Below are 21,307 nucleotides of genomic sequence, written 5' to 3' on the forward strand. Positions count from 1 at the left end.
TTAAAGCATTCTTTTTGCGAGATCTTTAATTTCTTCGCCCCTGTAACCTAATGATCCACCTTCATTAATGGATAAACGGATATCCTCATATCCTTTTCTAGGAGGGTGTAAACGGAATACAGGTTTAATTCCCACATCAGCTAATTTAACTTCTGATTTGATTACAGCTTCTGCTAATTCAGCAATGTCTTTGTAATCTGAATTTTCAGCTACAAATTCATCAGTTACTTTGTTATTACCTTCGATTCTACCTCTTTTAGCAATAAGTTGGGCTAAAAGTTCAGCATCAATTTCACCCCAGGTAATGTAATCCTTAGACTTTTGAAGCATACCTTCAAAACTAGGATTTTCTTCAACTAATACTGCGTGGTTGATTCTGTTAAGTCTTAACATGTGTAAAGTGTCAGCAACTTTTTGAATGACACCAGTAGTTCCTCTAACTCTAATAACTAAAAACATAATCATCACCAATTAATAGTTAACTCCCATTTTCTTGAGGTCTTCTTTACTTGCTTTAACTTCACTTAAAGTTTTTAAAGCATCAAATACTGCATTAGCAAAGTTAACAGTAGTTTGGGTTTGACCGAAAGATTGAGACCATACATCGTGAATACCAGCAAGTTTTAAAATGGTTTTACCTACATCACCAATTACTAAACCTACTCCTGCAGGTGCAGGCATTAAGTTTACGCTAACACTACTGGTTTTACCTTGTACTTTGAAAGGTACTGTGTGTTCTCTTCCACAAACACAACCCCAATCACCACAGCCTCTTCTTACTTTGATAATGTTATATTTAGCATTATCAACAGCTTTTCTGATTGCAGGTCCAACCTCTTTAGCTTTACCTTGACCTAATCCAACATAACCATCTTTGTTACCTACAGCAACAATTACTCTGAAATTAACTTTTCTACCGGATTTATGCATCCTTTGAACTAAGTTAACATCCATTACTTCTTCTTCTAAATCCGGAATTAAGGCATCAACTATTTCTAATTCCATAATTGGAAGACCTTTTTCAAAGATTTCATCGATATCAGTAATGGTTCCATCTTTAACTAATTGACCCATTTTAGTTTTAGGTTCCCATTCATCAATATTAAAACTCATAGTTATTCCTCTGCCTCATCAATCTTCTTAATAGTTTCATCAAAGTTTTCAGGTAAGTCTGCAGGCTCTAAACCTCTTTCTAAATACTTTGAGAATTTTTTAGCTTTATCTTCATCATCTAAAGATTCAGCATAATTTGCGATATGTTCTCCTCTAATACGTTCGTCTTCAGGGAAAATAAAGTCTCCGTGAGGAACTTCTAAACCTGCATCAACAGCACCTTTGAGAGCTGCGAATATTTTAGAACCTTTAATAGGAGATCTTAAACCAATGTCTAAAATTGCATAGTCTACACCTGCAGCTAAAGCTCTTTTAGCACAGAGGTAACCAGTTAAATAAACACCAGTAATATTACCAGCATTTCCTAAGTAACCGTAGTTAGATAATTGTTTACCAACAGCAGATGCAACAGTGACATCTCCTTCAGGAGTGTAATCTATAACTTGAACAGTAGCTTGAGCGTTAGAAATTCTAACAACTAAACGAGATTTTTCGTAATCAATTAATTTAATCCTAGCACCGTAATCGGTTTTTCCTTCTCTTCTTCTTCTAAATGCTACTTTATAATTAGTTCCTTGTGCCATGTTTACTCATCTCCTTTAATTAAGTCATGGTCACGTGCGTAGTTTCTCATGTAAGATTTACTTCTGAAAGCTCCACCTTTTGCCATTTTGTATAATTTACGGTAAGTGGTAGCATCAATAACTTCATCTTCACGCATTTCTTTAAGGTCTTTTCTTAAAGCTCTGATTGTAGTCATCCATTGTTTTTTCTTAGGAGTACGAGCTTTTTTTGCACCTTTTCTACTACCTGCACCTTTTCTTTTTCCTTTTGCTTTTTGTTCTGCGATTTTTTTAGATCTGTAGCTACTAATACCTTTTTGAGGTTTTGCTTTAATAGCTCCATCATTAATTAACTGCTTAACTCCATCTCTAGTAATCGCCATGGATACTTCTTCAATTCTTTCAGGATCAATCCATACACGATTAAGCCCTACTTTGAGGATACTTGCAGCTAATCTTTTTTGAGTTGTAAGATTCATATATATAATCCTCCATAATTCAGCATAGCTGATAAATTTAGATAAATAATCTAAACTCCCTTAATTTTATCTTTAATAGTCATAGCAATTCTATAAAAGCCCCTGAAATGATATGACCTATAAATATAAATTCATTTAAATATTTTTATTTAAGACTTTAATTCCTAACTCAGATGCTTTATCTAACATCATGAGTTTTTTCCTTTTACCAATAGAAGCACTGATTCTTGCAGCATCAGTTTCTGGATTTAAAGCTTCTAATTCATTCATATTGTGAACAAGAACATCATTATAACCGGAAGGGTGTAAATTCCTAATAGCTCTAGGGGTTCTGTATCCAATAGCAGGCATGTCTGGTTTTCCTGCTTCATATCTTCTCATTTTACTTGTTTTACCTCTAGGGCGTCTCCATTTTATTCCAAGTTTTTTATAACGAGCATATTCTTGTCTTTTAAATCTTTTATTAGCCATAATAATCACCAATTATTCTTTGCTAGTTAAGTATATTCCGTCTTGGAATACTCTAGGATCTCTTCCTTTAATTTTAGTTGCTTGTTCTAAGTTAGCCATGGTTTGACCAACATGTTCCTTATTAATACCAGTAATTGTTACCTCATCACCTTTAACTGCTACTTTAGCACTACCTACAATTTTTGCAGTTCTTGGGTGTCTTTCCCCGAGGAAATTGTCAATATTTACGATATCTTTTTCGACTTTTACAGTCATTGGAAAGTGAGCAAATACGATTTTCATATGATATTCAAAACCATCAGTTACACCAGTAATCATATTGTTGATGTGTGCTTTTGTGGTTCCAATCATTGCTTTATCTTTCTTTTTAGGAAATGCTGTTTCTAAAACAACATTGTCTTCATCTTTTTTAATACTTACATTAGGATAAGTAAATTTTCTGGAATCTTCTCCATTAGGTCCTTTTACAGTGACCTCATTATTTTCAATTATAACTTCAACGCCTTCAGGGATTTCAATTTCTTCCCTTATAGCTGCAGCTACTACCATTATATCACCTAATACATGTAAGCCAACAAACGTCCACCAATTCCTTTTTCTTTAGCCTCATAGTGAGTCATAATTCCCTGAGGAGTAGTGACAATTAAAATACCGAAGTTTTTTGCTGGCAAATATCTTTTTTCAAATTTCTCAAATTCATCTTTCTTTACAGCGTGACGAGGTTTGATAACACCACATTTGTTAATGTTACCTAATAATTCAACTGTGAATTTTCCTGCTCTATTGTCATCGATGTATTCAAAGTTACCAATATAATTCTCTTTTTGCATTGTGCTTAAAACTTCCCCGATTAATTTGGAAGCAGGAGAAATAACACAAGAGTCGTTTACTTGTAATTCGTTATTTCTAATATTTGTTAAAGCATCTGCAAGAGGATCCATAAGACTCATATCATAACACCTTAATTATATTTTTTAAATCCGATTTTAGGAGCAATTTCCCTAAAACATTGTCTGCACAAATTTAATCCATATCTACTAATCATAGCAGAGTGGTCTCCACAACGAGCACATTTTTTTGCTGCTTTTCCATATTTTCTTGGCAAACTAATCACCTATTCATTTATTTCAGTTACATAATTAACATTAAAGTTTTCTTCCATGAATTTCATGGTTTCTTCTTTAGAAATTCTATGTTTTTGAGGAACTTTCTTTTGTTGGATTTTTCTTCTAGCTATTCTGTAACCAGGTTTTTCAAAAGTGATTGAAACATTCATACCAAAAATACCGATATCAGGATTATATTTCATTCCAGGAATATCAATATGTTCTTTAATACCGAAGGAAAGGTTTCCTTGAGCATCAAATTGAGTAGGTTTAATGTTTCTGCTAATTCCTTCTAAAACCATTTCAATTGCTTTGTCAGCTTTCTCTCCACGTAAAGTTAATTTACATGCGATTGGTTGACGTTTTCTGATACCCCATTCAGGATTAGTAACTTTTGAATAAGTTTTAACTGGGGTTTGATCAAACATTTCTTCTAAAAGAGTAATAGCACGTGATAATTTTTCACCAGCTTCTCCTACACCAATACTGACAGTAGCTTTTTCGATTTTAACTTCATTCATTGGGTTCATTTATTAACCTCCAATAAAGAAATTGCTGGAGCATCGCTACCAACTACAAATGCATAATCTTTTAAAGTTAAAAATTCATCTTTTGCACTATTTTCGATGATAATAGTATTTGGATTTGATGATTGATTTTCAATAATTTCACTTACAGTACCTAATTCACCAGTGTGTTTACCACCAGTAACAAGAACAGTAGCACCAATTTCTAAAGGATAAACTTCTTTAATTTCTTGTTCAGGTACTTTTAAACAAATTACATCTCCAACATTGTAATCATTTTCATCGAGAATGAGATTTTTACCATCGTGTAAGTTTAATTGAATTTTTCCACCTTTAATAGTGGTTTTATTAACAATTTTACTTAATTTTAAATCATTTTCTTCGATTAATTTTAATTGTAATCTTCCTTTAGTGTCTAAAAGAACTCTGTAAATCTCACCAGTTTTTGGAATTTCTATAACATCTTGGAAACCAACTGGGAATTTATAATCTTTGACAACTCTGCCATCTACTAAAACATTACCTGAGTTAATAATCCTTTTAGCTTCTCTAGAATTATCTGCTAATTTTAAAATATCTCTGATAACTAAAGTTAATGGAATTGCATCAACAATAGCATGAGAACCTGCGGAAGGTTTAACTGTCCAGGTATCTTCTTTAGGATGAATAGGCCAAGTTTTAGGTGCTTTATATCTTTTAAGATGTTTTCTAGATCCCATTTTAGCCATTTTAATTATCTCCTCTATTTTTAATTCTTCTATCGTCTTTTGTATCAGCATCAATAATCATTAAGTTAGATGGATCAACTGGAAGGAAAACTGCAGTTCCATCTGGTTTTGATAAAGTAACTTCTTCAATAGTAACTTTGTAAGAAGTATAATCAACTGAAAGAACTTCTCCTTCATGTCCTTTGAAATCTCCACGGAGAACTCTAACTTTATCTCCTGATCTTAATGGTAAAGATCTTTTACCTAAATCTGCCCTTAAATCTTTACTTAAAGTAGCACTTAAGTGTTTACCACGTGCGTGAGCAGGAGCATTATAAAGAGCTTTTCTTTGTTTTCTTGGTTGTTTTGACATTTTTTCACCTATACTAAAATATTTGCTGCACTACCTACACTAGGCCATCTGTCAGCTGCTTCTTTAGCAACAGGTCCTCTAATTTCAGACCCTTTTAATATTCCTTCAGGAGTAATAATAACAGCCGCATTATCTTCAAATTTAACACGAAGACCATCAGCACGCCTATATTCCTTTTTTTGCCTAATAACTACTGCGTTAACAATTTCTCTCCTCATGTCAGCAGTTCCTTTTTTAACAGAAGCAACAACTAAATCTCCAACACCAGCAACGTCTAATCTCCTTCTTACACCTTTAAATCCTTTAACGGAAATAATTTCGATTTCACGTGCACCAGTGTTATCAACACATTGGAGTCTTGCTCCAATTGGTAATGCTTTAGATACACTAGATGTTAATGGTTTCATATTATTTACTCTCCTTTAACCTCAACTAAAACAAAATGTTTAGTTTTACTTAATGGTCTGCATTCTGCAACTTTTACAGAATCACCAACATTCACATCTAAGCAATCTGGTTTGTGAACATTGATTTTAGATTTCCTTTTTTCATATCTTTCATATTTTCTAATGAATTTATAGTAACTACGTTCAACACTAATGGTCCTTTCAGCTTTGTTACTTACAACAACACCTTCAAGAACTTGACCTCTTACAGGTAAAGTTCCGTGGAAAGGGCAGTTAGGATCATCACATGTAGTTTCTGGTTCTTGAACATTAAGCCCAACCATATTATCACCATTTAAATTTTTTTAAACCTTTTTTTTATTCTATCTTCAGGACGAATCGACAAAATATCACCATTCACTTCAACTTTTTCCCCAGATGGAATTTCGAAAGTGAAAATTGAACCTTTTTTGGGAATTATTTTTTCCTGACCCTCAGATTCAATTTTAAATGTATTTTTTGTCTCATCAATAATAATTCCATATAAATTAAGAGATTTATTGCTTTTACTTTTCACATCAACAGCCAATCCAATGAACTCGTGATGAACTAAATTTTTTGAAGTAATCATATTCCCAAATCTCTTAACTAAAACATTTATAATAAATCATGCAGAAAAATTATAAAATTTTATTGAATATATCGAAGGATTATCTTCTTTTTTTATTATTTTTCTTTGATTCACGAATTTCTATTGTATCAGATGAGAAACCCATTTCAGATAAAACTTCTTTAACCTTAACTTTATGATCACCTTGAAGCTCTATTTGGCTATTCTTAGCGGTTCCACCACAAGCACATTTTGCTTTAAGAGTTTTAGTAAGCTCTTTGATATCAATATCATGTTCATCGATACCTTCGATAATAGTCATGAGTTTTCCGAATCTTCTTCTAACTGTAAAAACTTTTACAGCCTGAACTTCACGTGCAATTTCTTCACAGACACAAAGTTCTTCAGGAAGCCCACATACATCACAGATTTTTGACATTTAATTCTCCTTCTGTTTTTCATTCAATATTGTAAGAACACGAGCAATTGTTCTTTTTAATTCTCTAATTTTTCCAGGATTTTCATTAACCCCGGCAGCTGCACTTTTAGAAACATTTTTGGATAATTCAGTTCTGAGTTCAACTAATTTTTCTTGAATCTCATCAACTTCCATGTCCCAAATTTCTTTACTTCTTAAAATCGCCATTGTTCCAACTCTTTTAAGATAATTAAATTTAGTATTTAACTATCATCATTTTCTACTTCTTCAGTAGCTTCTTCTTCGACAACTTCTTCTAATTCCTCTAAATCTTCGATTTCTTCGACGATTTCTTCCTCTTCGATGACTTCTTCAGTTTCAACATCGATTTCTTCTTCAATAACTTCTTCACCATCTTCTTCAATGATCATTTTTGGAGGAAGAATTTCAACGGAATCAGGTAATACAGTTTCTGGAGGCATAATTCTTACATAAATACCTAATACACCAGGTTTTAATTGAACAGTTGCAAAACCTTCTTCAACTAATCTGATTGAAGGTTCACCACATTTTTTAATGTATCCTTCAACGAATTTAGCAACAGCAGATCTTGAACCTCTGATTTTACCAGAAATAGTAACTTCTACACCTTGAGCTCCAGCTCCCATAATTCTACGAATAGTGGAGTAAGCAACTCTTCTGAAGTGCATACCTCTTTGTAACATGTTAGCTATTTTATAAGCCATGATTTTAGGGTTAAGTTCAGGAACAGCAACTTCTTTAACTTCAATTTGAGGATTGTCTAATCCAAATTCGTTTTTAAGAGTATTGGTAATGGACCTAACATTTTTTCCACCTCTACCAATAACCATACCAGGTCTTTCAGCGTAAACAACAACCATAGTACCTAAAGGTGTAATTTGAACATCCATACCTCCGTATCCTGCTCTTTCAAGTTCTTTTTCTAAGTATTCATCAATCCTGGTTCTTCTAAGGCCCTCTGTGACAAAATCTTTTTCTATCATTAGTTAGCCTCCTGTAAAACTATTTGAATGTGAGTTGTAGGTGTATTGAAAGGAGTCATTCTACCGAATGCTCTAGGGATGTAACCTCTAATTACAATACCTCTGTGACTTGAGATATGTTCAATGAATAATTTTTCAGTGTCCATACCTTTGTATTCAGCATTAGCTTCAGCATTTTCTAAAACTTTTAATACTTGTTCAGCTGCTTTTACAGGGTATCTACCACTAGCCCATCCTTCTTGACCTTTTCTGTGTCCAACACCTCTATTGTGTCTTTTGAAAGGAACAGATTTTTTCATTTCAATAACATCTTCTAAATAAGTTTTAGCTTTAGCTACTTCCATTCCTCTAATTGCATTACAAATTTCAACACAGTGTTTTGGGGAAATCTTGAGAGATTTTGCCATAGCACGTGCAGTTTTTGCTTCATCAACTTCTTTATTATAAGCATATTTATTATTAGCCATGATCTAATCTCCTTATTTAAGTGGTACAAACATAGATGATCTTGTAGCTCCCATACCAGGGTCCCCGTGTTGAACTCTTTGTCTGGTTGGTGCATATTCACCAAAGTAATGACCTAACATTTCTGGAGTAATTTTTACTTCAACAAAGTTGTGACCATCATAAATACCGAAAGTGGTTCCAACCATTTCAGGTATAACAATCATATCTCTACAATGGGTCCTTACAACAACAGGACGACCATCTTTAGTTCCTTCTTTATTCAATTTTCTCATTTTATCCAAAACTTTTTGTTGTCTTGGTAAGAATCCTCTCTTTAAAGATCTTCTTTGTCTTGCAGGATATAATTTCATTACTTCCTCTAAAGACATTTCTTGTAATTCTTCAAGAGTATAACCTTTATATTTAAATACTTTTCTTGCCAATGAAACACCCTCTATCTATCTTTTTAATCCAGTTCTTCTAGCTGCAATTGAACCAACTTTTCTTCCTGGTGGTGCATGTCTTGAAATAGTAGTAGGACGACCAGGATGTTGTCTGTTACCTCCCCCGTGAGGGTGATCTACTGCGTTCATTGCTACTCCTCTAACAGTCATACATTTCTTACCTTTAGCTTTAAGAGCATGCCATCTTTTACCGGCTTTGAGATAAGGTTTATCTTTTCTACCTCCACCAGCAACGACACCAATACTTGCACGACAATTAGGGTTTAAATATTTTAATTCACCAGATGGTAATTCAACAACAGTTTGATTTGCATCGTGAGTAATTAAAGAAGCATAAGTTCCAGAAGATCTTACGAAACGACCACCGTCTCCAGGAGTATTTTCGATATCATAAATTGGAGTACCTTCAGGAATTTCAGCGAGTGGTAATGTGTTACCAAATTTAATAGGTGCAGAAATACCACATTCAATTTCATCATCAACTTGAATGCTTTCAGGTGCTAATATATATTTCTTTTCTCCGTTTTCGAATTTTACTTCTGCAATAGGAGCTGTTCTTGCTGGGTCATGTACAATATCAATGACTTTACCTTTAATACTTCCTTCTTTTTCTAATGCATCGAAAGATCTGTATCTAATTTTATCTTTAAACCGATGAGAAGCAACACGATGAGTAGGAGTTCCTTTACCTCTTCTTTGATGTATTAATCGTTTTCCCATTCAAATTCCTCCTTAGAATACTCCTATTCTGACAGCAAGTTCTTCTGCCATTTCTTCTTCTACAAGTTTAATGTATGCTACTTTTTCACCTTTAGTAGTGATATGAGTATTAACTCTAGCTACTTTTTCTTCGTATAACTCTTCAAAAGCTCTTTTGATTTGGCCTTTGTTAGCGGTACGACGTACGACAAAAGTAATTTCATTATTTAAGTCGATTAAATTCATGGTTTTTTCAGTAACATGAGGTTTAATAATAATTGAGTATGAATCCATAATAATCACCTTAATTTATCCAAAATTATTGGAATAAACCTCCTAACTTTTCTACAGCAGATTTGGTGTAAATAGTAAGTCTTCCTGGGTGAGTACCTGGTGCTAATAATTCAGCGTTCAAGTTATCAACAACTACAACATCTACACCAGCATGGTTTCTTGCACCTAAGCTGATACCATCGTCTTCACCGACAACTAAAAGAGGTCCTTTTACTTTTTTGTATTTTCTTCCTCTTGTTTTACCTCTACCTGCTCTTATTCTTTTTCCTTCTTTTGCACGAACAATATCATCATAAACTCCTAAACTTTGGAAGATTTCACGAGTTTGTTTAGTAGTTTTAACAGAAGAAATTTCATCTTCAACAATAATAGGAACTTGTTCTAAATCTTCGACTTTGTGTCCTCTTTTTTCAACAAGTTCTTTATTAGTGGTTGCTGCGATAGCTGATCTAATAGCAAATCTTCTTTCTTTTATGTTGATTTTTTCGTGATGATTTTTCTCAGCTCTTGTTGGGTGAGCTTGTCTACCACCAATAGCCATTGGTACAAAAGCTGCTCTTGAACCATTTTTAATCCTAGGAACTCTAGCAGTACCTCTACCAGAACCCCATCCTTTTGCTGAAGTTCTTTTACCTGCCATTGGGTCATTACCCCATGGTTGAACTCTAGCGGATTGTGCTGATAAAACAGCTCTTTTAATTAAATCTGGTCTGTAAACTTCATCAAAAATAGCTGGAAGTTCAATTTCTTCTTTTACTTCCCCATTAATAGAATAAACATTAGCCTTCATGATTATACCCCTTGTTTAGATTTTGTACTGATGTAATTAATTTGAGGTATATCCTCAGATTTCTTAGTAGGCCTAATTGCTTGTCTTAAAATAACTAACCTTTTAGATGGTCCTGGAACAGAACCTTTAATTAAAACGTAATCATTTTTAACAAGGCCGTATTTAATAAATCCACCATCAGGGTTGATTTGATCAACTTCATCAGCAGATGCAATTTTTAAAACTTTTTTATTGAATTCAGTTCTTTTATGGTATCCCATTTGACCTGCTTGTGCTACAGTCCACATAGTTCTTCTTGGAGTCCAAGGACCAATTGAACCAACGTGTCTTCCTTTACCACTTCTAGTAGCTTTACCATATTGAATTCTAATATTCCATCTTTTAACTACACCTTGGAATCCTTTTCCTTTTGTAGTTGCAATTGCATCAACAAATTGACCTTCATTTAATATGTCACTAGCTTTTACTTCATTACCTAATAATTCTAAAGCAGTATTTAATTTTTCTTCAGCGTTTGCGCCTCCAATACCACATTCAAATATGTCTGGTTTTTTCTTAGGTACGCTAGTTACTTTAGGATTGGTGTGTACTAAGACTTTGATATCTTCTGTGCGATCTAAAACACCTTGTATTTTTGCAATAGCTTCAGATTTATTGTATTCTTTAGGAAGTGAAATTTTCCTAGAGAGTTCTTCATCCAAATTATCTGCAAGTACTTCGGTGATTACTTTCAATCCACGAGAAGTTTTTTCGTATGCTCTAATTCCCATTACTACGACAGGAGGGACTTCCAAAACAGTAACTGGAGTAAATACTTCCATACCATTAGTTGGAGAGTTTTTATCGGTATCAGTGACTAAAGCATGAGTCATACCGACTTTATACCCTGCGAGGCCTAGTAATTTTGGTTCATCATTTTGCGGCCAAGCTTTAACTCTAGGGGTTTCTTTTGCTGCTCTTTTCCTTGGACTATAAGCAACAGACCCTTTTCTTGGCTGGTGATGTCTTACCATTCATTAACCTCCTTAATATATATTTTCCTTTATTTTAATTATATTCAAATATTCAATAGCTTAAAAAGCTATTTTGACAAAATTACTCGAAAATAATCTTGTCGAAATAATAAATAGCTGCAAGAAATTTACAACTAGATAAATATTATTTTAATATATTCTATATGAGCTAAAATTTATTTGAAGCACAATAAAGAATTTATTTAATGTATAAATAATTCTGCGCTAAGTTATTTTTGGCGAGTCCCAAAAATATCAATGTATAAAAAGTTGAGCAAATAATCTATTAGCAGTGTAAAAACTAATAAACAAAGTGAATTAATATTTCATAAAGTTAAATAAAGAAAGCGTAGCGACAACTGCCTCTTCAGTTCTAACAGTTTCAGTACCCTGACCCGGAATCGTATTTAATTTAACTAAATCCCAATTAGGATTTGAAACATCTTCTTGAATTGAAGAATAAGGGCCACCAAACAAAATAGCAATACTTTTAGATTCATCTACTTTATGCTTTAATTCATCAAAAATAGAATCAATATAATCTCCATATCTTGTAGTTTCAATTACAAGATCAGGTTTAATTAATTTTAAGCTATTTTTAAGACTCTTATTAGAGGAAATAACATTGTATCCCCAGTAAATGTCATCTGGTTTATCAGGTGTGACTATTACTTCTTTCTTAGCTATTTTAGCAATCTTAAAGTCAAAAATTTCTTTAACAGAAAGTTGCTCTTTGCAGAATGCAAGTTTATCCATACCTATATCAACAAAAGTTCCTTTATTGTTTCTTTTAACAGTGAATCCTTGTCTATAATCACCGACGTCAGGTTGACCTTTCAAAGGATGATGCGGAGTTCTTAGTGGTGGGAGTATACCTACATGCTTGAGTTCTTTTTTTATTGGAAAAGCTTGTTTCCTCAAGTATTGAGGTGTGTCCATAAATCTTAAAACTTCAGCCATAAAGGCTCCATCACTTTCCCCATCTTCATTCTTCATATGGTCATCATTGTAAATAACCACATTATCTGCTTGAAACACGGCTAAAGCTCTGCCTAAAATCCCTACTTTATAAGTACGAACTTTGAGATCTTTAGACTCAGAAAGAAATGAATTTGGAATAAATATAGATAGCTCATCTTTATACATCATATATAATATATTATATAAAGTATATAAAGATTACCCTACATTTACCTTTCACTAAAATAGATTTACACATTTTTAAGTATTATATCAATTATAATACCTGTAGCTCTTTTTATGCTACCAACTTTTTTATACTCAGAGAATATATTACTATTATATATTAAGTAACTACTATATAAAGGTATCTCTTTTTAGGTCAAAAATTAAAAAAAATAGAAATTTTAAAAAAATAAAATGATTTAAATGGCAAAAACGCATTATAATGTTGCCCTTATGACAATAACATCAACATTTCGTGATTCATCCGTGTGAAATTCATATATCTTCGCAATAGGAAAAGAATATCTGAAAACATGAGTAATATTGAATGACAAATTTTGATAAAAGTTTACTAAAAATTCTTCAGTCGATGCCATGTGAAAAGAATATAAAACATCCGGCGAAATATCACATGCTTTTTTAACAAAACCCAAATCAATGCCTCTGTCAGCTCTTTTTTGAGATCCGAATGGAGGATTTTGAAATATTGTATCTGCATTAAACTCATCTTCTAAGTCCAATACATCACCTTCAATATAATTTATATTATATAATCCCATATCATCAGCACTTCTTCTGGCCAAATCCAGAGACTCATTATCGATGTCAATACCTGTTGCAGATTTTGCTCCAAGCAACATTGAACCTATTGAAAATATGCCGCAGCCACAGCCCAAATCTAAAATATCCTTATTTTCAATATCCCCTAATGATAAAGCATTCCATAACAAATCTGATGCAATAACTGAAGGCGTGGAATACTGTTCAAGTTCCACTTTCGGTTTTGGGTGTGGGGGGATGGATTGAATTCTCATTTCCAAATGTTTCTTGCGGGTAATTTTTTTCATATAATCAACAAATTTATTATTTATAGTAAATATATTTAATATCATAAAAATTACTTTGAGGTTTCAAATGTTTGAAAAAGTATTAATCGCAAATAGAGGAGAGATAGCTATCAGAGTTATGCGGGCTTGTCGTGAACTTGATATGAAAAGTGTAGCAATTTACTCTGATGCAGATAAAACTTCCCTTTATACAAATTATGCAGATGAAAGTTATCCTTTAGGTAATCCTTCACCTGCCAAATCATATTTAAATATTGAAAAGATTATCAATATTGCACTTGAATCTGGAGCTGATGCAATACATCCAGGATACGGATTTTTAGCGGAAAATCCTAAATTTGGGGAAGAATGTGAAAAAAATGGTATAAAACTTATTGGACCAAGTGGAAAAGTTATCCATGAAATGGGAGATAAAATCACATCCAAAGCTTTAATGAAAAAAGCGGGCGTACCGGTTATTGAAGGAACTCCTGAAGGAGTACAGGATATTGAAGAGGCAAAAGAAATAGCTAGAAATATTGGATATCCAGTAATTGTTAAAGCTTCCGCAGGTGGTGGAGGTATTGGTATGCGTGCAGTTTACGAAGAAGAAGAACTTGTACGTGCTATTGAATCTACACAATCTGTTGCAGCTACAAACTTTGGTGACTCTACAGTATTTATTGAAAAATACCTTGAAAAACCAAGACACATTGAATTCCAACTTTTAGCTGACGAGCATGGAAATGTCATTCATGTAGCGGACAGGGAATGTTCCATTCAAAGAAGACATCAAAAATTGCTTGAGGAAGCACCGTCCCCAATCATGACTGAAGAATTAAGAGAAGAAATGGGTGGAAGCGCTGTAAAGGCTGCAGAGTATATTGGATATACCAGTGCAGGCACAGTCGAATTTTTATATGACAACGGCAATTACTACTTCCTGGAAATGAACACACGTATTCAAGTGGAACACCCAATTACGGAACTTGTTACCAATACTGATTTAATCAAAGAGCAAATCAGAATTGCAGCAGGTGAAGAATTAAGTTATGAACAAAAGGATATTCAAGTAACCGGACATGCAATTGAATGTCGTATTAATGCAGAAGATCCATTAAATGATTTTTCACCAAATCCTGGTAAAATTACTGGATACAGGTCTCCTGGAGGTCCGGGCGTGCGTTTAGACAGTGGAGTGTATATGAATTATACTATCCCAACATTCTATGATTCAATGATTTCAAAATTAATTACCTATGGAAGAAATCGTGAAGATGCCATAAACAGAATGAAAAGAGCATTGAGCGAATACATTATTTTAGGTGTAAAAACTACAATTCCATTCCATAAAGCTATTTTAAGAAATCCAAACTTTATAAGTGGAGATTTAAACACACACTTCATAGATACCTACAAAAAAGGTATTGAAAGTGAAATGAATAATGTAATAGCTGAAGATTTAGAAATTGTAAATAAACTCAAATCAACATTCATGCCAGGTAAAAAAATTGCAGCAATTTCAGCAGCAGTAGGATCTTACCAAAACCAAGCAAAAAGCCATATTGGAAAAAAATAGTTTAATGGGATTAAAATGCAAAATGAAATAATAAACATACTTAAAAAAGAAGAAAAATTTTCTGATAAAACCATCGAAGAAATTCGTGAAGTTGAATTAAATGATTTTTCAGATATTATTAAAGAAGTCGGCAAACAGGAAACAGAATATTTGAACAGGACCGAAATTTTAGATGGATTGAACACAAAAACTATTGGAAAAGAGTTATACCTCTTTAAAGAAGTGATGTCTACAAATACAGTAGCCAAATTCTTATCAGAAAATGATGTAAATAATGGAACTGTTATCATTTCTGAAAAGCAAAGCGGTGCAAAAGGCAGACTGGGAAAATCTTGGGAATCACCATTAGGAGGTATTTGGTTATCTCTTGTAGTTAAACCAAATGTAGACCACTCAAAAATCCCAATGATTACTCTTGCTACTGGTGTTGCTGTTGTTAAAACTCTTGAAAGAATAGGAATAGAAAATGCAGAAATCAAATGGCCAAATGATGTTATGATCAATGATAAAAAAGTCTGTGGAATTCTAACAGAAGCCATAACAAAATTCAACAGCATTGAAAGTGTCATTATCGGTGTCGGAATTGACGCTAATTTTGATGTGAATGTACTTTCCAAAGAATTGCAGGAAGGAACAACCACATTGGACATTGAATTAGGCCATAGGGTTAATGAAAATGAAATTATTAGATTCTTCCTAGAAGAATTTGAAAGAATTGGTATCTTATTCGAAGAGGGAGGATTTGAAAGAATCCTTAAAGAATGGAGAAAATATTCATATTCAATAGGAAAAATCGTAGAAGTAAGAGAACCTTTCAGCAAATCTTATGACGGATATGTTTTAGGTATTTCAAGAGAGGGTGCTCTAGTTGTAGAAAAAATTGATGGAACCTTAGAAAAAGTAATATCTGGAGAATGTATAATTAAGAAGTAAATACAATCTCCCTACATTTATCTTCATTAATAACTAACTTTTTCAAGTTATTAAATGAAGATACTATTTTTTTATTTAAATCATCCAAATCCAAATTAAAAGCATCACTTGTTGATAAATCGAATCTTATTGTGGCTGATGCACCAGGCATGGAAACCGGCGGAATTGTAATAATACCATGTTCTTTCAATAGTATAAAAGAAAATACATAAGCCACATCATTGTCAGATAAATTATGAGACACTTTTAGTTCACTGGCCAAATCACCCGGAGTAATCATCACACCCGTGGGCGTGGCCTTAAAATTAGTAAAATTTTGATTTAATAAAGTTAAAAAATCATCTTTTCTGTCAAAACTTCTGATTAAATTTTCACCGTTGAAATTTTTAATACCATTCAACATTGCAAGAATGGCTGGAGGCTGAGCTTCAAGACCAAATTGATTTACTTTAACTTTAATCTCATCAATTAAATCACTGCGACCTGCCATCAATCCACCTCTTGGACCGGGCATCAATTTATCAGTACTTGTTATCGAAATATCAGCACCCAAATCACATGCTTTAGGCTGATTGAATACAACAGTTCTAAGCCTTGCTCCAGATGCATCATCAACCATTACAGGAATGTCTTTTTCATGAGCCATTTCAATGACTCTTTTAAAGTTATCCAAATCTATGACTTTATGATCCATCGTTGAACCTGTAATGACAACAAGGGATGTGTTTTCAGGTATTGAAAATTCATCAAAATTATCTGTTTCACTATAATTGGCATTGACTAACTTACAACTTCTTGGAATTGATGGATGGGCAGGCAATTCTGCCAGATAATGAACAACATTAGTATTTTCACCTACAAGAGTTAATATCGTTGCAAGTATTCCGGAGGAAGTTCTGTTTAAAGGCAAAACCTTTTCTCCTCCCATATGTTCAATACCTACCTTTTGAAGTTCCTCTTCAAAAATGGCGGGACCCACATAAGTTTCTAAAAGATTAATTTCTGAAGGGCTTGCTATAAATCCTCCGGACAATCCAGTCAAATCATATAATGATTCACGGGATTTGTTTAAGACCCAATCCTTAATAATGGATAATGCATTTTCTCTTTTTTTAACTTCATCCAAAGAGTTGTTTACAATCATTTATGAATCATCCAATTCAAATTTCATGTCGCCAAATGCTTCAAGGAAAGGTTTTAAATCTTTTTCAGTTAATGGAATAGAAGTATATTGTTCTTCTTCAGGTTCTTCATAGGAATATTCTGCATCAAGTACTTTTCCTTCAGGAGTAACCCAAATCATTAAACTGTCACTGACAGTGTCACTTTTTTTGGTTGGCGGGAAAAACACTTCAAATGAAGTACCTAATTGAGAAAAGAATTTTTCCTTTTCTTCTTCACTTTTATTGCATTTTTTTATTTTTCTGATTCTTGATTTCAATCTTTTTTCTGCAAGTTCATTTATTTCTGACATTTTAAAAAACTCCTCATAAATATTATTTAAATTAGTTATAAATTAATTCTTAAAATTATAATATATAAATTAGTATAGTTAATCATATAAACTATTTCCTTTACTGTCCATTGCCACAATAAGAGGTCCAAAATCCTTCACTTTTAAATTCCAAATAGCTTCAGGCATTCCTAAATCTAACCAATCCACACTTTCAATTTTTTCAACTGCATCGACATATAATGCTGCACAACCACCAGTTGCAACCACATAAACAGCTTCATTTTCAATTAAAGCTTCACGAACAGTATCATCCATACCACCTTTTCCAATTACAATTTTAGGACCCATTGCAATTACATCACTTTGATATGGATTCATACGCATTGAAGTAGTTGGTCCAATAGCAACCATCTTGTAGTCATTATCCTCTTCAGTTATTATCGGACCTGCATGAAAAATGGCCGCTCCACCAATATCTCTTGGAGCACCTTGTTCTAAAATTCTTTTATGAGCCTGATCACGTGCAGTCAAAATGTTACCCGTTAAGCTGATAACATCACCAATTTTTAAATCCGCCACACTTCCATCCTTAATCGGAACATTAATTTTCTTCTCCATTGATACACCTGTATAATAAAATATATTATTTAAAAAAAATCAAATTAATTATTATATAATATTTAGAATTAATATTATTTAAAGTAGTAATAGTTTCTCAAGAAACACCAATATAGTATAGTTATACTCAATCATATCATTGAAATATTAATTCAGGAAAATATTACTAATCAATTGAAGGAGTAATCTATGGACAACAAAAAAATAATTATTATTGGAATAATAATTCTAATCATTGCTGTGGCAATTATTCTATTAATGTTAACAGCAGTAAATTATGAAAAAATTGAAATAACACCTAATGGAACAAGTATAGATGCTCCAGCCAAACAAACCAAATATAATGGAAAAATTGAAGGTGCTAAAGTTTGGAATTGGAACAATGGAATATTAGTTACATACAATCCTAATGAAGATAAAGATTTTATCAAAGTAACCGAAATAGGTTTTAATGCCCTGAATAAAATAATACAAAATGGAGAGAAACAAGAGATTGACGGTTATACATGCTATATAATAAATGCTGAAGACCTAATACAAGTACACATATTTGAGGTCATAAAAGTAAATTTAAATGGCAAATTTTATTGTATACCTTTATCGAATGAAACAAGCCACGATAATCTTATAATCTGCTGCAACAACAAGGATATAGCATTGCATATGGCCAAATCAGTACACTACAAAAATGTTTTTCCCGACAATAAAAATTTAGATAATACAATTTCTAAAGTAGAAAACATGACTGGAGATTTGCAGTCTAAAGCAAATGATTATATAAATAATCAAGATTTAAATGACATCAAATCCACAATAGAAGATAAAGCAGGAGATTTACGGTCAAAAAATCCAATTAAAATATAATAAATAAAATAAGGATTATCTTTGAAACTAATCCTTAACACACTCATGAAAATATTTTAATTTAACATTAAACTGAAAATAATTTTAAGTAATTTAATATAGTGTAAGGACTAAACTTTATATTATTATATGTGCTATTATGGATTAGTGAAATATATATTATCTTTTTGACAAATTTAATATATTCATTATGACTAACTTTTATATGAGATTTAAGAAAAATAGTAGGATAAATTTTTATGTCAAGTATGAGTAGCGTTGCAGGATTATCAAAATATATTAAGACACTCCCAAGTACAGGAAAATCAATTATAGCAATCTGTATTTTAAGTTTTTTAACTGGAGTGATACAATTTTTAATAAATCCTCAAGACAGTTTATCATATAATTTTTTTACTGAAGGATTCTGTACATTTATGATATTAGGTGTTAGTTCTATTTTAAGCGGTAGCGTTAACCAGTATTGGGTTAGAGCCCTTAAAGGAATTAATCTAAAAATTAAGCATTCCATGTTTTTATCTATGCTTTCGATGATATTCATTTCTTTAATTTTAATTGCAGGTGCAATTTTAGCTCAAATATTCCACATTTATCTATTTGTAAATTCGTTATTATTCGCTTGTGTGTTGGTTTATGGATTTAATACATTGGTATTATGGAGTACAACAAAAATAGGATTTTCCAAATCTGCAATAATAGGATTAATTCAGCCAATTTTAGTTTTAACAATGCTTGTATTATTGATGTTCCTGTGGAGTGACCCATCAGTATTTTCAACACCTGAAATAATAAACATTATTTTAAAATCTGTTGTTGCCTGCCTCATATTTGTTTTGACAATATATGCATTCATTACAATTCTCGCATCACCTTTAAAGAAAAATTTGGGTATAGGAATGCTAGACTTATTAAGTCTGTTTATAATGCATATGAATGAAGGTTCCAATGATTTAGAATCCACCTTCGAAAACATGGGAGAATCAATAGATACAGTAGTTACATTTATTTGTTTTAAAGGAGTTAACGGCATTAAATCATTATTCATATCTCCATCCGTGCATCCAGGACCATTAGGAAAAATTGGAGGATCAAACATGCCTACAATACTTGCAAACTCATTCGATCATTTTACAATGGTTGCTCATGGTCCATCAACACATGACTTCAATCCAATTTCATCCAAAGAAATAGACAAAATTGAAAAAAGTGTTAAAGACGGATTAAGTGAAGTAACATTCTCAAAAAAAGCAAGCAAGTTTAAAAGATATTCCATGAATGCTGCAAATATTGGAGTTCAATTCTTTAATGAAGGAATGGTTATACTCTCAACACTTGCACCAAACGGTAGTGATGATATCGAGTTTGGTGTCGGCCTTACAATGATGACCCAAAGTATCAGCAAATGTAATGTGAAAGATTCAGTTATTGTAGATTGTCACAATTCATTTACTCCTGAAAGCGGTGAAGTTTTACCTGGAAATCCTGAAGTTTTCGATTTGATTGATGCAATTGATAAAATTGAAGAAACTGAAAAACATGCCAATATCAGAGTAGGCTGCTGCGAAGATAAGATGGAAACCCTTGATAAACATGAAGGTATTGGGGAAAGCGGTTTGAAAGTAATGGTAATCGAAGTAGATAATCAGAGAACAGCATATGTTTTATTTGATTCAAATAATATGGAAATCGGATTCAGACAAGAAATTATGGATGCTACAAAAGATTTGGACATTGATGAAATAGAAGTGATGACCACAGATACACATACTGTGAATACCTTATCAAGAGGATATAATCCTGTTGGAATAGAAAAAAGACCTGAAATAATAGAATATATAATAAAATGTATAAAAATAGCTATTGATGATTTGGAAGATGTTGAAGTAGGAACTGGAACCAAAAAAATAAAAAACCTCAACACATTCGGTCCAAAAAATTCAACAGAACTTATCTCAACAATAAGCTCAATTGTTGCCGTCAGTAAAATAATAGCTCCAGTTTTGTTATTGACTGCATTGTTTATAGTATTTATATGGATTTTTTATGGTAATTTACCAATAATTGGCAATTAAAATCCAAACAATAATCCATGTAAAGAAGAAAGGTAAAACACAATCCCATATTTTTTGAGATCTATCAATTTCTTCTGTTGCAATTTTATCAGCTGATTTCATCATGGCATAAATAAAAACAATACCAAATATTAACCCAACCATATCATTTTTGAATCCTAAGGTTCCAATAGTGAATATACCAGATAATAAACCAGCAACGATTCCTAAAACAACATTAATTGAAGTAAGTTTAACAGTGTCGTCCAAAATATTTCCTCCACAAAATAAATTAAATAGAATAAATAT

33 protein-coding genes are annotated in these 21,307 nt (G+C 32.5%); 4 read left to right on the forward strand and 29 right to left on the reverse strand.

Annotated features, from left to right (window positions below):
- The 25 genes from SM9_RS08135 to SM9_RS08255 form a co-directional block, all read right to left on the reverse strand.
- Positions 1-459 (reverse strand): 50S ribosomal protein L30, encoded by a 459-nt coding sequence (locus tag SM9_RS08135; RefSeq protein WP_058739666.1) that lies wholly within the window; start codon positions 457-459, stop codon positions 1-3.
- A gap of 12 nt (positions 460-471) precedes the next feature.
- Positions 472-1,113 (reverse strand): 30S ribosomal protein S5, encoded by a 642-nt coding sequence (rpsE, locus tag SM9_RS08140; RefSeq protein ID WP_058739667.1) that lies wholly within the window; start codon positions 1,111-1,113, stop codon positions 472-474.
- A 2-nt stretch (positions 1,114-1,115) separates the two neighbouring features.
- The gene (locus SM9_RS08145) at positions 1,116-1,697 is read right to left on the reverse strand and encodes a 50S ribosomal protein L18 (RefSeq protein ID WP_058739668.1); all 582 of its coding nucleotides are present in this window, start codon (positions 1,695-1,697) and stop codon (positions 1,116-1,118) included.
- Between the two features lie 2 nt (positions 1,698-1,699).
- A complete protein-coding gene (locus tag SM9_RS08150; protein ID WP_058739669.1) occupies positions 1,700-2,155 on the reverse strand; it encodes a 50S ribosomal protein L19e in 456 nt (151 codons plus the stop codon).
- A 135-nt stretch (positions 2,156-2,290) separates the two neighbouring features.
- Positions 2,291-2,626, reverse strand: a complete 336-nt coding sequence (locus SM9_RS08155; RefSeq protein ID WP_058739670.1) for a 50S ribosomal protein L32e — start codon at positions 2,624-2,626, stop codon at positions 2,291-2,293.
- Positions 2,627-2,638: 12 nt separating this feature from the next.
- Positions 2,639-3,175 (reverse strand): 50S ribosomal protein L6, encoded by a 537-nt coding sequence (locus SM9_RS08160; RefSeq protein ID WP_058739671.1) that lies wholly within the window; start codon positions 3,173-3,175, stop codon positions 2,639-2,641.
- An 8-nt stretch (positions 3,176-3,183) separates the two neighbouring features.
- Positions 3,184-3,576: a 30S ribosomal protein S8 gene (locus tag SM9_RS08165; RefSeq protein WP_058739672.1), complete on the reverse strand. Its 393-nt coding sequence runs from the start codon at positions 3,574-3,576 to the stop codon at positions 3,184-3,186.
- Between the two features lie 11 nt (positions 3,577-3,587).
- The gene (locus tag SM9_RS08170) at positions 3,588-3,740 is read right to left on the reverse strand and encodes a 30S ribosomal protein S14 (RefSeq protein WP_198144363.1); all 153 of its coding nucleotides are present in this window, start codon (positions 3,738-3,740) and stop codon (positions 3,588-3,590) included.
- Positions 3,741-4,262 (reverse strand): 50S ribosomal protein L5, encoded by a 522-nt coding sequence (locus SM9_RS08175; protein ID WP_058739674.1) that lies wholly within the window; start codon positions 4,260-4,262, stop codon positions 3,741-3,743.
- Positions 4,259-4,987, reverse strand: coding sequence for a 30S ribosomal protein S4e (locus SM9_RS08180; protein ID WP_058739675.1), 729 nt, complete (start codon positions 4,985-4,987; stop codon positions 4,259-4,261). Before SM9_RS08180 ends, SM9_RS08175 begins: the two co-directional genes overlap by 4 nt.
- A gap of 1 nt (position 4,988) precedes the next feature.
- Positions 4,989-5,339, reverse strand: a complete 351-nt coding sequence (gene rplX, locus SM9_RS08185; protein ID WP_058739676.1) for a 50S ribosomal protein L24 — start codon at positions 5,337-5,339, stop codon at positions 4,989-4,991.
- Positions 5,340-5,347: 8 nt separating this feature from the next.
- On the reverse strand, positions 5,348-5,746 hold the full coding sequence (locus tag SM9_RS08190; RefSeq protein ID WP_058739677.1) for a 50S ribosomal protein L14: 399 nt from the start codon (positions 5,744-5,746) through the stop codon (positions 5,348-5,350).
- Between the two features lie 5 nt (positions 5,747-5,751).
- Complete coding sequence (locus tag SM9_RS08195) at positions 5,752-6,069, reverse strand: 30S ribosomal protein S17 (protein ID WP_058739678.1); 318 nt, start codon at positions 6,067-6,069, stop codon at positions 5,752-5,754.
- Between the two features lie 11 nt (positions 6,070-6,080).
- Positions 6,081-6,356, reverse strand: a complete 276-nt coding sequence (gene rnp1 / locus SM9_RS08200; RefSeq protein WP_058739679.1) for a ribonuclease P protein component 1 — start codon at positions 6,354-6,356, stop codon at positions 6,081-6,083.
- Positions 6,357-6,435: 79 nt separating this feature from the next.
- Positions 6,436-6,774 (reverse strand): stress response translation initiation inhibitor YciH, encoded by a 339-nt coding sequence (gene yciH / locus SM9_RS08205; RefSeq protein WP_058739680.1) that lies wholly within the window; start codon positions 6,772-6,774, stop codon positions 6,436-6,438.
- Positions 6,775-6,981, reverse strand: coding sequence for a 50S ribosomal protein L29 (gene rpmC, locus SM9_RS08210; protein WP_058739681.1), 207 nt, complete (start codon positions 6,979-6,981; stop codon positions 6,775-6,777).
- Between the two features lie 35 nt (positions 6,982-7,016).
- Positions 7,017-7,778 (reverse strand): 30S ribosomal protein S3, encoded by a 762-nt coding sequence (locus tag SM9_RS08215; protein ID WP_058739682.1) that lies wholly within the window; start codon positions 7,776-7,778, stop codon positions 7,017-7,019.
- Positions 7,778-8,245: a 50S ribosomal protein L22 gene (locus SM9_RS08220; RefSeq protein WP_058739683.1), complete on the reverse strand. Its 468-nt coding sequence runs from the start codon at positions 8,243-8,245 to the stop codon at positions 7,778-7,780. Before SM9_RS08220 ends, SM9_RS08215 begins: the two co-directional genes overlap by 1 nt.
- A 12-nt stretch (positions 8,246-8,257) precedes the next feature.
- Positions 8,258-8,668 (reverse strand): 30S ribosomal protein S19, encoded by a 411-nt coding sequence (rpsS, locus tag SM9_RS08225; RefSeq protein ID WP_058739684.1) that lies wholly within the window; start codon positions 8,666-8,668, stop codon positions 8,258-8,260.
- Between the two features lie 15 nt (positions 8,669-8,683).
- On the reverse strand, positions 8,684-9,409 hold the full coding sequence (locus tag SM9_RS08230; protein WP_058739685.1) for a 50S ribosomal protein L2: 726 nt from the start codon (positions 9,407-9,409) through the stop codon (positions 8,684-8,686).
- A gap of 12 nt (positions 9,410-9,421) precedes the next feature.
- Positions 9,422-9,682 (reverse strand): 50S ribosomal protein L23, encoded by a 261-nt coding sequence (locus SM9_RS08235; protein ID WP_058739686.1) that lies wholly within the window; start codon positions 9,680-9,682, stop codon positions 9,422-9,424.
- A 25-nt stretch (positions 9,683-9,707) separates the two neighbouring features.
- A complete protein-coding gene (gene rpl4p / locus SM9_RS08240; protein ID WP_058739687.1) occupies positions 9,708-10,472 on the reverse strand; it encodes a 50S ribosomal protein L4 in 765 nt (254 codons plus the stop codon).
- Between the two features lie 2 nt (positions 10,473-10,474).
- Positions 10,475-11,485, reverse strand: a complete 1,011-nt coding sequence (gene rpl3p, locus SM9_RS08245) for a 50S ribosomal protein L3 (RefSeq protein ID WP_058739688.1) — start codon at positions 11,483-11,485, stop codon at positions 10,475-10,477.
- 318 nt (positions 11,486-11,803) lie between these two features.
- Positions 11,804-12,631: a putative RNA uridine N3 methyltransferase gene (locus SM9_RS08250; RefSeq protein WP_058740339.1), complete on the reverse strand. Its 828-nt coding sequence runs from the start codon at positions 12,629-12,631 to the stop codon at positions 11,804-11,806.
- Between the two features lie 257 nt (positions 12,632-12,888).
- A complete protein-coding gene (locus tag SM9_RS08255) occupies positions 12,889-13,518 on the reverse strand; it encodes an METTL5 family protein (protein ID WP_058740340.1) in 630 nt (209 codons plus the stop codon).
- A gap of 67 nt (positions 13,519-13,585) precedes the next feature.
- On the opposite strand from SM9_RS08255, the gene SM9_RS08260 reads away from it, so the two are divergent.
- Together SM9_RS08260 and SM9_RS08265 are read left to right on the forward strand one after the other, a co-directional pair.
- Positions 13,586-15,076, forward strand: a complete 1,491-nt coding sequence (locus SM9_RS08260) for an acetyl-CoA carboxylase biotin carboxylase subunit (RefSeq protein WP_058739689.1) — start codon at positions 13,586-13,588, stop codon at positions 15,074-15,076.
- Positions 15,077-15,091: 15 nt separating this feature from the next.
- The gene (locus SM9_RS08265; RefSeq protein WP_058739690.1) at positions 15,092-16,009 is read left to right on the forward strand and encodes a biotin--[acetyl-CoA-carboxylase] ligase; all 918 of its coding nucleotides are present in this window, start codon (positions 15,092-15,094) and stop codon (positions 16,007-16,009) included.
- Here the strand turns inward: SM9_RS08265 and SM9_RS08270 are convergent.
- The 3 genes from SM9_RS08270 to SM9_RS08280 form a co-directional block, all read right to left on the reverse strand.
- On the reverse strand, positions 15,999-17,153 hold the full coding sequence (locus SM9_RS08270; protein ID WP_058739691.1) for a TIGR03576 family pyridoxal phosphate-dependent enzyme: 1,155 nt from the start codon (positions 17,151-17,153) through the stop codon (positions 15,999-16,001). The genes SM9_RS08265 and SM9_RS08270 overlap by 11 nt on opposite strands.
- Entirely contained in the window at positions 17,154-17,483 is a 330-nt protein-coding gene (locus SM9_RS08275) for a hypothetical protein (RefSeq protein ID WP_058739692.1), read from the reverse strand.
- A 78-nt stretch (positions 17,484-17,561) separates the two neighbouring features.
- Positions 17,562-18,083 carry a FumA C-terminus/TtdB family hydratase beta subunit gene (locus SM9_RS08280; protein ID WP_058739693.1) on the reverse strand — a complete coding sequence of 174 codons (522 nt, stop codon included), beginning with the start codon at positions 18,081-18,083 and terminating at the stop codon, positions 17,562-17,564.
- Between the two features lie 189 nt (positions 18,084-18,272).
- On the opposite strand from SM9_RS08280, the gene SM9_RS08285 reads away from it, so the two are divergent.
- Both SM9_RS08285 and SM9_RS08290 read left to right on the forward strand, forming a co-directional pair.
- Positions 18,273-18,947, forward strand: a complete 675-nt coding sequence (locus SM9_RS08285; protein WP_058739694.1) for a hypothetical protein — start codon at positions 18,273-18,275, stop codon at positions 18,945-18,947.
- A 239-nt stretch (positions 18,948-19,186) separates the two neighbouring features.
- Positions 19,187-21,019, forward strand: a complete 1,833-nt coding sequence (locus SM9_RS08290; protein ID WP_058739695.1) for a DUF2070 family protein — start codon at positions 19,187-19,189, stop codon at positions 21,017-21,019.
- Here SM9_RS08290 and SM9_RS08295 read toward each other — a convergent pair.
- Positions 20,999-21,268, reverse strand: coding sequence for an EMC6-like membrane protein (locus SM9_RS08295; RefSeq protein ID WP_058739696.1), 270 nt, complete (start codon positions 21,266-21,268; stop codon positions 20,999-21,001). The two genes, SM9_RS08290 and SM9_RS08295, sit on opposite strands and share 21 nt — an antisense overlap.
- Positions 21,269-21,307 lie beyond the last annotated feature (39 nt).

The sequence above is a fragment of the Methanobrevibacter millerae genome (assembly GCF_001477655.1).
Lineage (GTDB): Archaea > Methanobacteriota > Methanobacteria > Methanobacteriales > Methanobacteriaceae > Methanocatella > Methanocatella millerae_A.

Excerpts from the sequence above, each read along its gene's own strand:
- SM9_RS08220 (WP_058739683.1), bottom strand. The coding sequence starts at position 8,245 with ATGGCTAATAATAAATATGCTTATAATAAAGAAGTTGATGAAGCAAAA.
- SM9_RS08155 (WP_058739670.1), bottom strand. The coding sequence starts at position 2,626 with ATGGCTAATAAAAGATTTAAAAGACAAGAATATGCTCGTTATAAAAAA.
- rnp1 (WP_058739679.1), bottom strand. The coding sequence starts at position 6,356 with ATGATTACTTCAAAAAATTTAGTTCATCACGAGTTCATTGGATTGGCT.
- SM9_RS08250 (WP_058740339.1), bottom strand. The coding sequence starts at position 12,631 with ATGTATAAAGATGAGCTATCTATATTTATTCCAAATTCATTTCTTTCT.
- SM9_RS08285 (WP_058739694.1), top strand. The coding sequence starts at position 18,273 with ATGGACAACAAAAAAATAATTATTATTGGAATAATAATTCTAATCATT.
- SM9_RS08160 (WP_058739671.1), bottom strand. The coding sequence starts at position 3,175 with ATGGTAGTAGCTGCAGCTATAAGGGAAGAAATTGAAATCCCTGAAGGC.
- SM9_RS08275 (WP_058739692.1), bottom strand. The coding sequence starts at position 17,483 with ATGTCAGAAATAAATGAACTTGCAGAAAAAAGATTGAAATCAAGAATC.
- SM9_RS08230 (WP_058739685.1), bottom strand. The coding sequence starts at position 9,409 with ATGGGAAAACGATTAATACATCAAAGAAGAGGTAAAGGAACTCCTACT.
- SM9_RS08235 (WP_058739686.1), bottom strand. The coding sequence starts at position 9,682 with ATGGATTCATACTCAATTATTATTAAACCTCATGTTACTGAAAAAACC.
- SM9_RS08175 (WP_058739674.1), bottom strand. The coding sequence starts at position 4,262 with ATGAACCCAATGAATGAAGTTAAAATCGAAAAAGCTACTGTCAGTATT.
- SM9_RS08165 (WP_058739672.1), bottom strand. The coding sequence starts at position 3,576 with ATGAGTCTTATGGATCCTCTTGCAGATGCTTTAACAAATATTAGAAAT.
- rpl4p (WP_058739687.1), bottom strand. The coding sequence starts at position 10,472 with ATGAAGGCTAATGTTTATTCTATTAATGGGGAAGTAAAAGAAGAAATT.
- SM9_RS08290 (WP_058739695.1), top strand. The coding sequence starts at position 19,187 with ATGTCAAGTATGAGTAGCGTTGCAGGATTATCAAAATATATTAAGACA.
- SM9_RS08215 (WP_058739682.1), bottom strand. The coding sequence starts at position 7,778 with ATGATAGAAAAAGATTTTGTCACAGAGGGCCTTAGAAGAACCAGGATT.
- rpsE (WP_058739667.1), bottom strand. The coding sequence starts at position 1,113 with ATGAGTTTTAATATTGATGAATGGGAACCTAAAACTAAAATGGGTCAA.
- SM9_RS08190 (WP_058739677.1), bottom strand. The coding sequence starts at position 5,746 with ATGAAACCATTAACATCTAGTGTATCTAAAGCATTACCAATTGGAGCA.
- SM9_RS08135 (WP_058739666.1), bottom strand. The coding sequence starts at position 459 with ATGTTTTTAGTTATTAGAGTTAGAGGAACTACTGGTGTCATTCAAAAA.
- rpmC (WP_058739681.1), bottom strand. The coding sequence starts at position 6,981 with ATGGCGATTTTAAGAAGTAAAGAAATTTGGGACATGGAAGTTGATGAG.
- rpl3p (WP_058739688.1), bottom strand. The coding sequence starts at position 11,485 with ATGGTAAGACATCACCAGCCAAGAAAAGGGTCTGTTGCTTATAGTCCA.
- SM9_RS08280 (WP_058739693.1), bottom strand. The coding sequence starts at position 18,083 with ATGGAGAAGAAAATTAATGTTCCGATTAAGGATGGAAGTGTGGCGGAT.
- SM9_RS08260 (WP_058739689.1), top strand. The coding sequence starts at position 13,586 with ATGTTTGAAAAAGTATTAATCGCAAATAGAGGAGAGATAGCTATCAGA.
- SM9_RS08150 (WP_058739669.1), bottom strand. The coding sequence starts at position 2,155 with ATGAATCTTACAACTCAAAAAAGATTAGCTGCAAGTATCCTCAAAGTA.
- SM9_RS08180 (WP_058739675.1), bottom strand. The coding sequence starts at position 4,987 with ATGGCTAAAATGGGATCTAGAAAACATCTTAAAAGATATAAAGCACCT.
- SM9_RS08145 (WP_058739668.1), bottom strand. The coding sequence starts at position 1,697 with ATGGCACAAGGAACTAATTATAAAGTAGCATTTAGAAGAAGAAGAGAA.
- SM9_RS08195 (WP_058739678.1), bottom strand. The coding sequence starts at position 6,069 with ATGGTTGGGCTTAATGTTCAAGAACCAGAAACTACATGTGATGATCCT.
- yciH (WP_058739680.1), bottom strand. The coding sequence starts at position 6,774 with ATGTCAAAAATCTGTGATGTATGTGGGCTTCCTGAAGAACTTTGTGTC.
- SM9_RS08270 (WP_058739691.1), bottom strand. The coding sequence starts at position 17,153 with ATGATTGTAAACAACTCTTTGGATGAAGTTAAAAAAAGAGAAAATGCA.
- SM9_RS08265 (WP_058739690.1), top strand. The coding sequence starts at position 15,092 with ATGCAAAATGAAATAATAAACATACTTAAAAAAGAAGAAAAATTTTCT.
- rplX (WP_058739676.1), bottom strand. The coding sequence starts at position 5,339 with ATGTCAAAACAACCAAGAAAACAAAGAAAAGCTCTTTATAATGCTCCT.
- SM9_RS08255 (WP_058740340.1), bottom strand. The coding sequence starts at position 13,518 with ATGAAAAAAATTACCCGCAAGAAACATTTGGAAATGAGAATTCAATCC.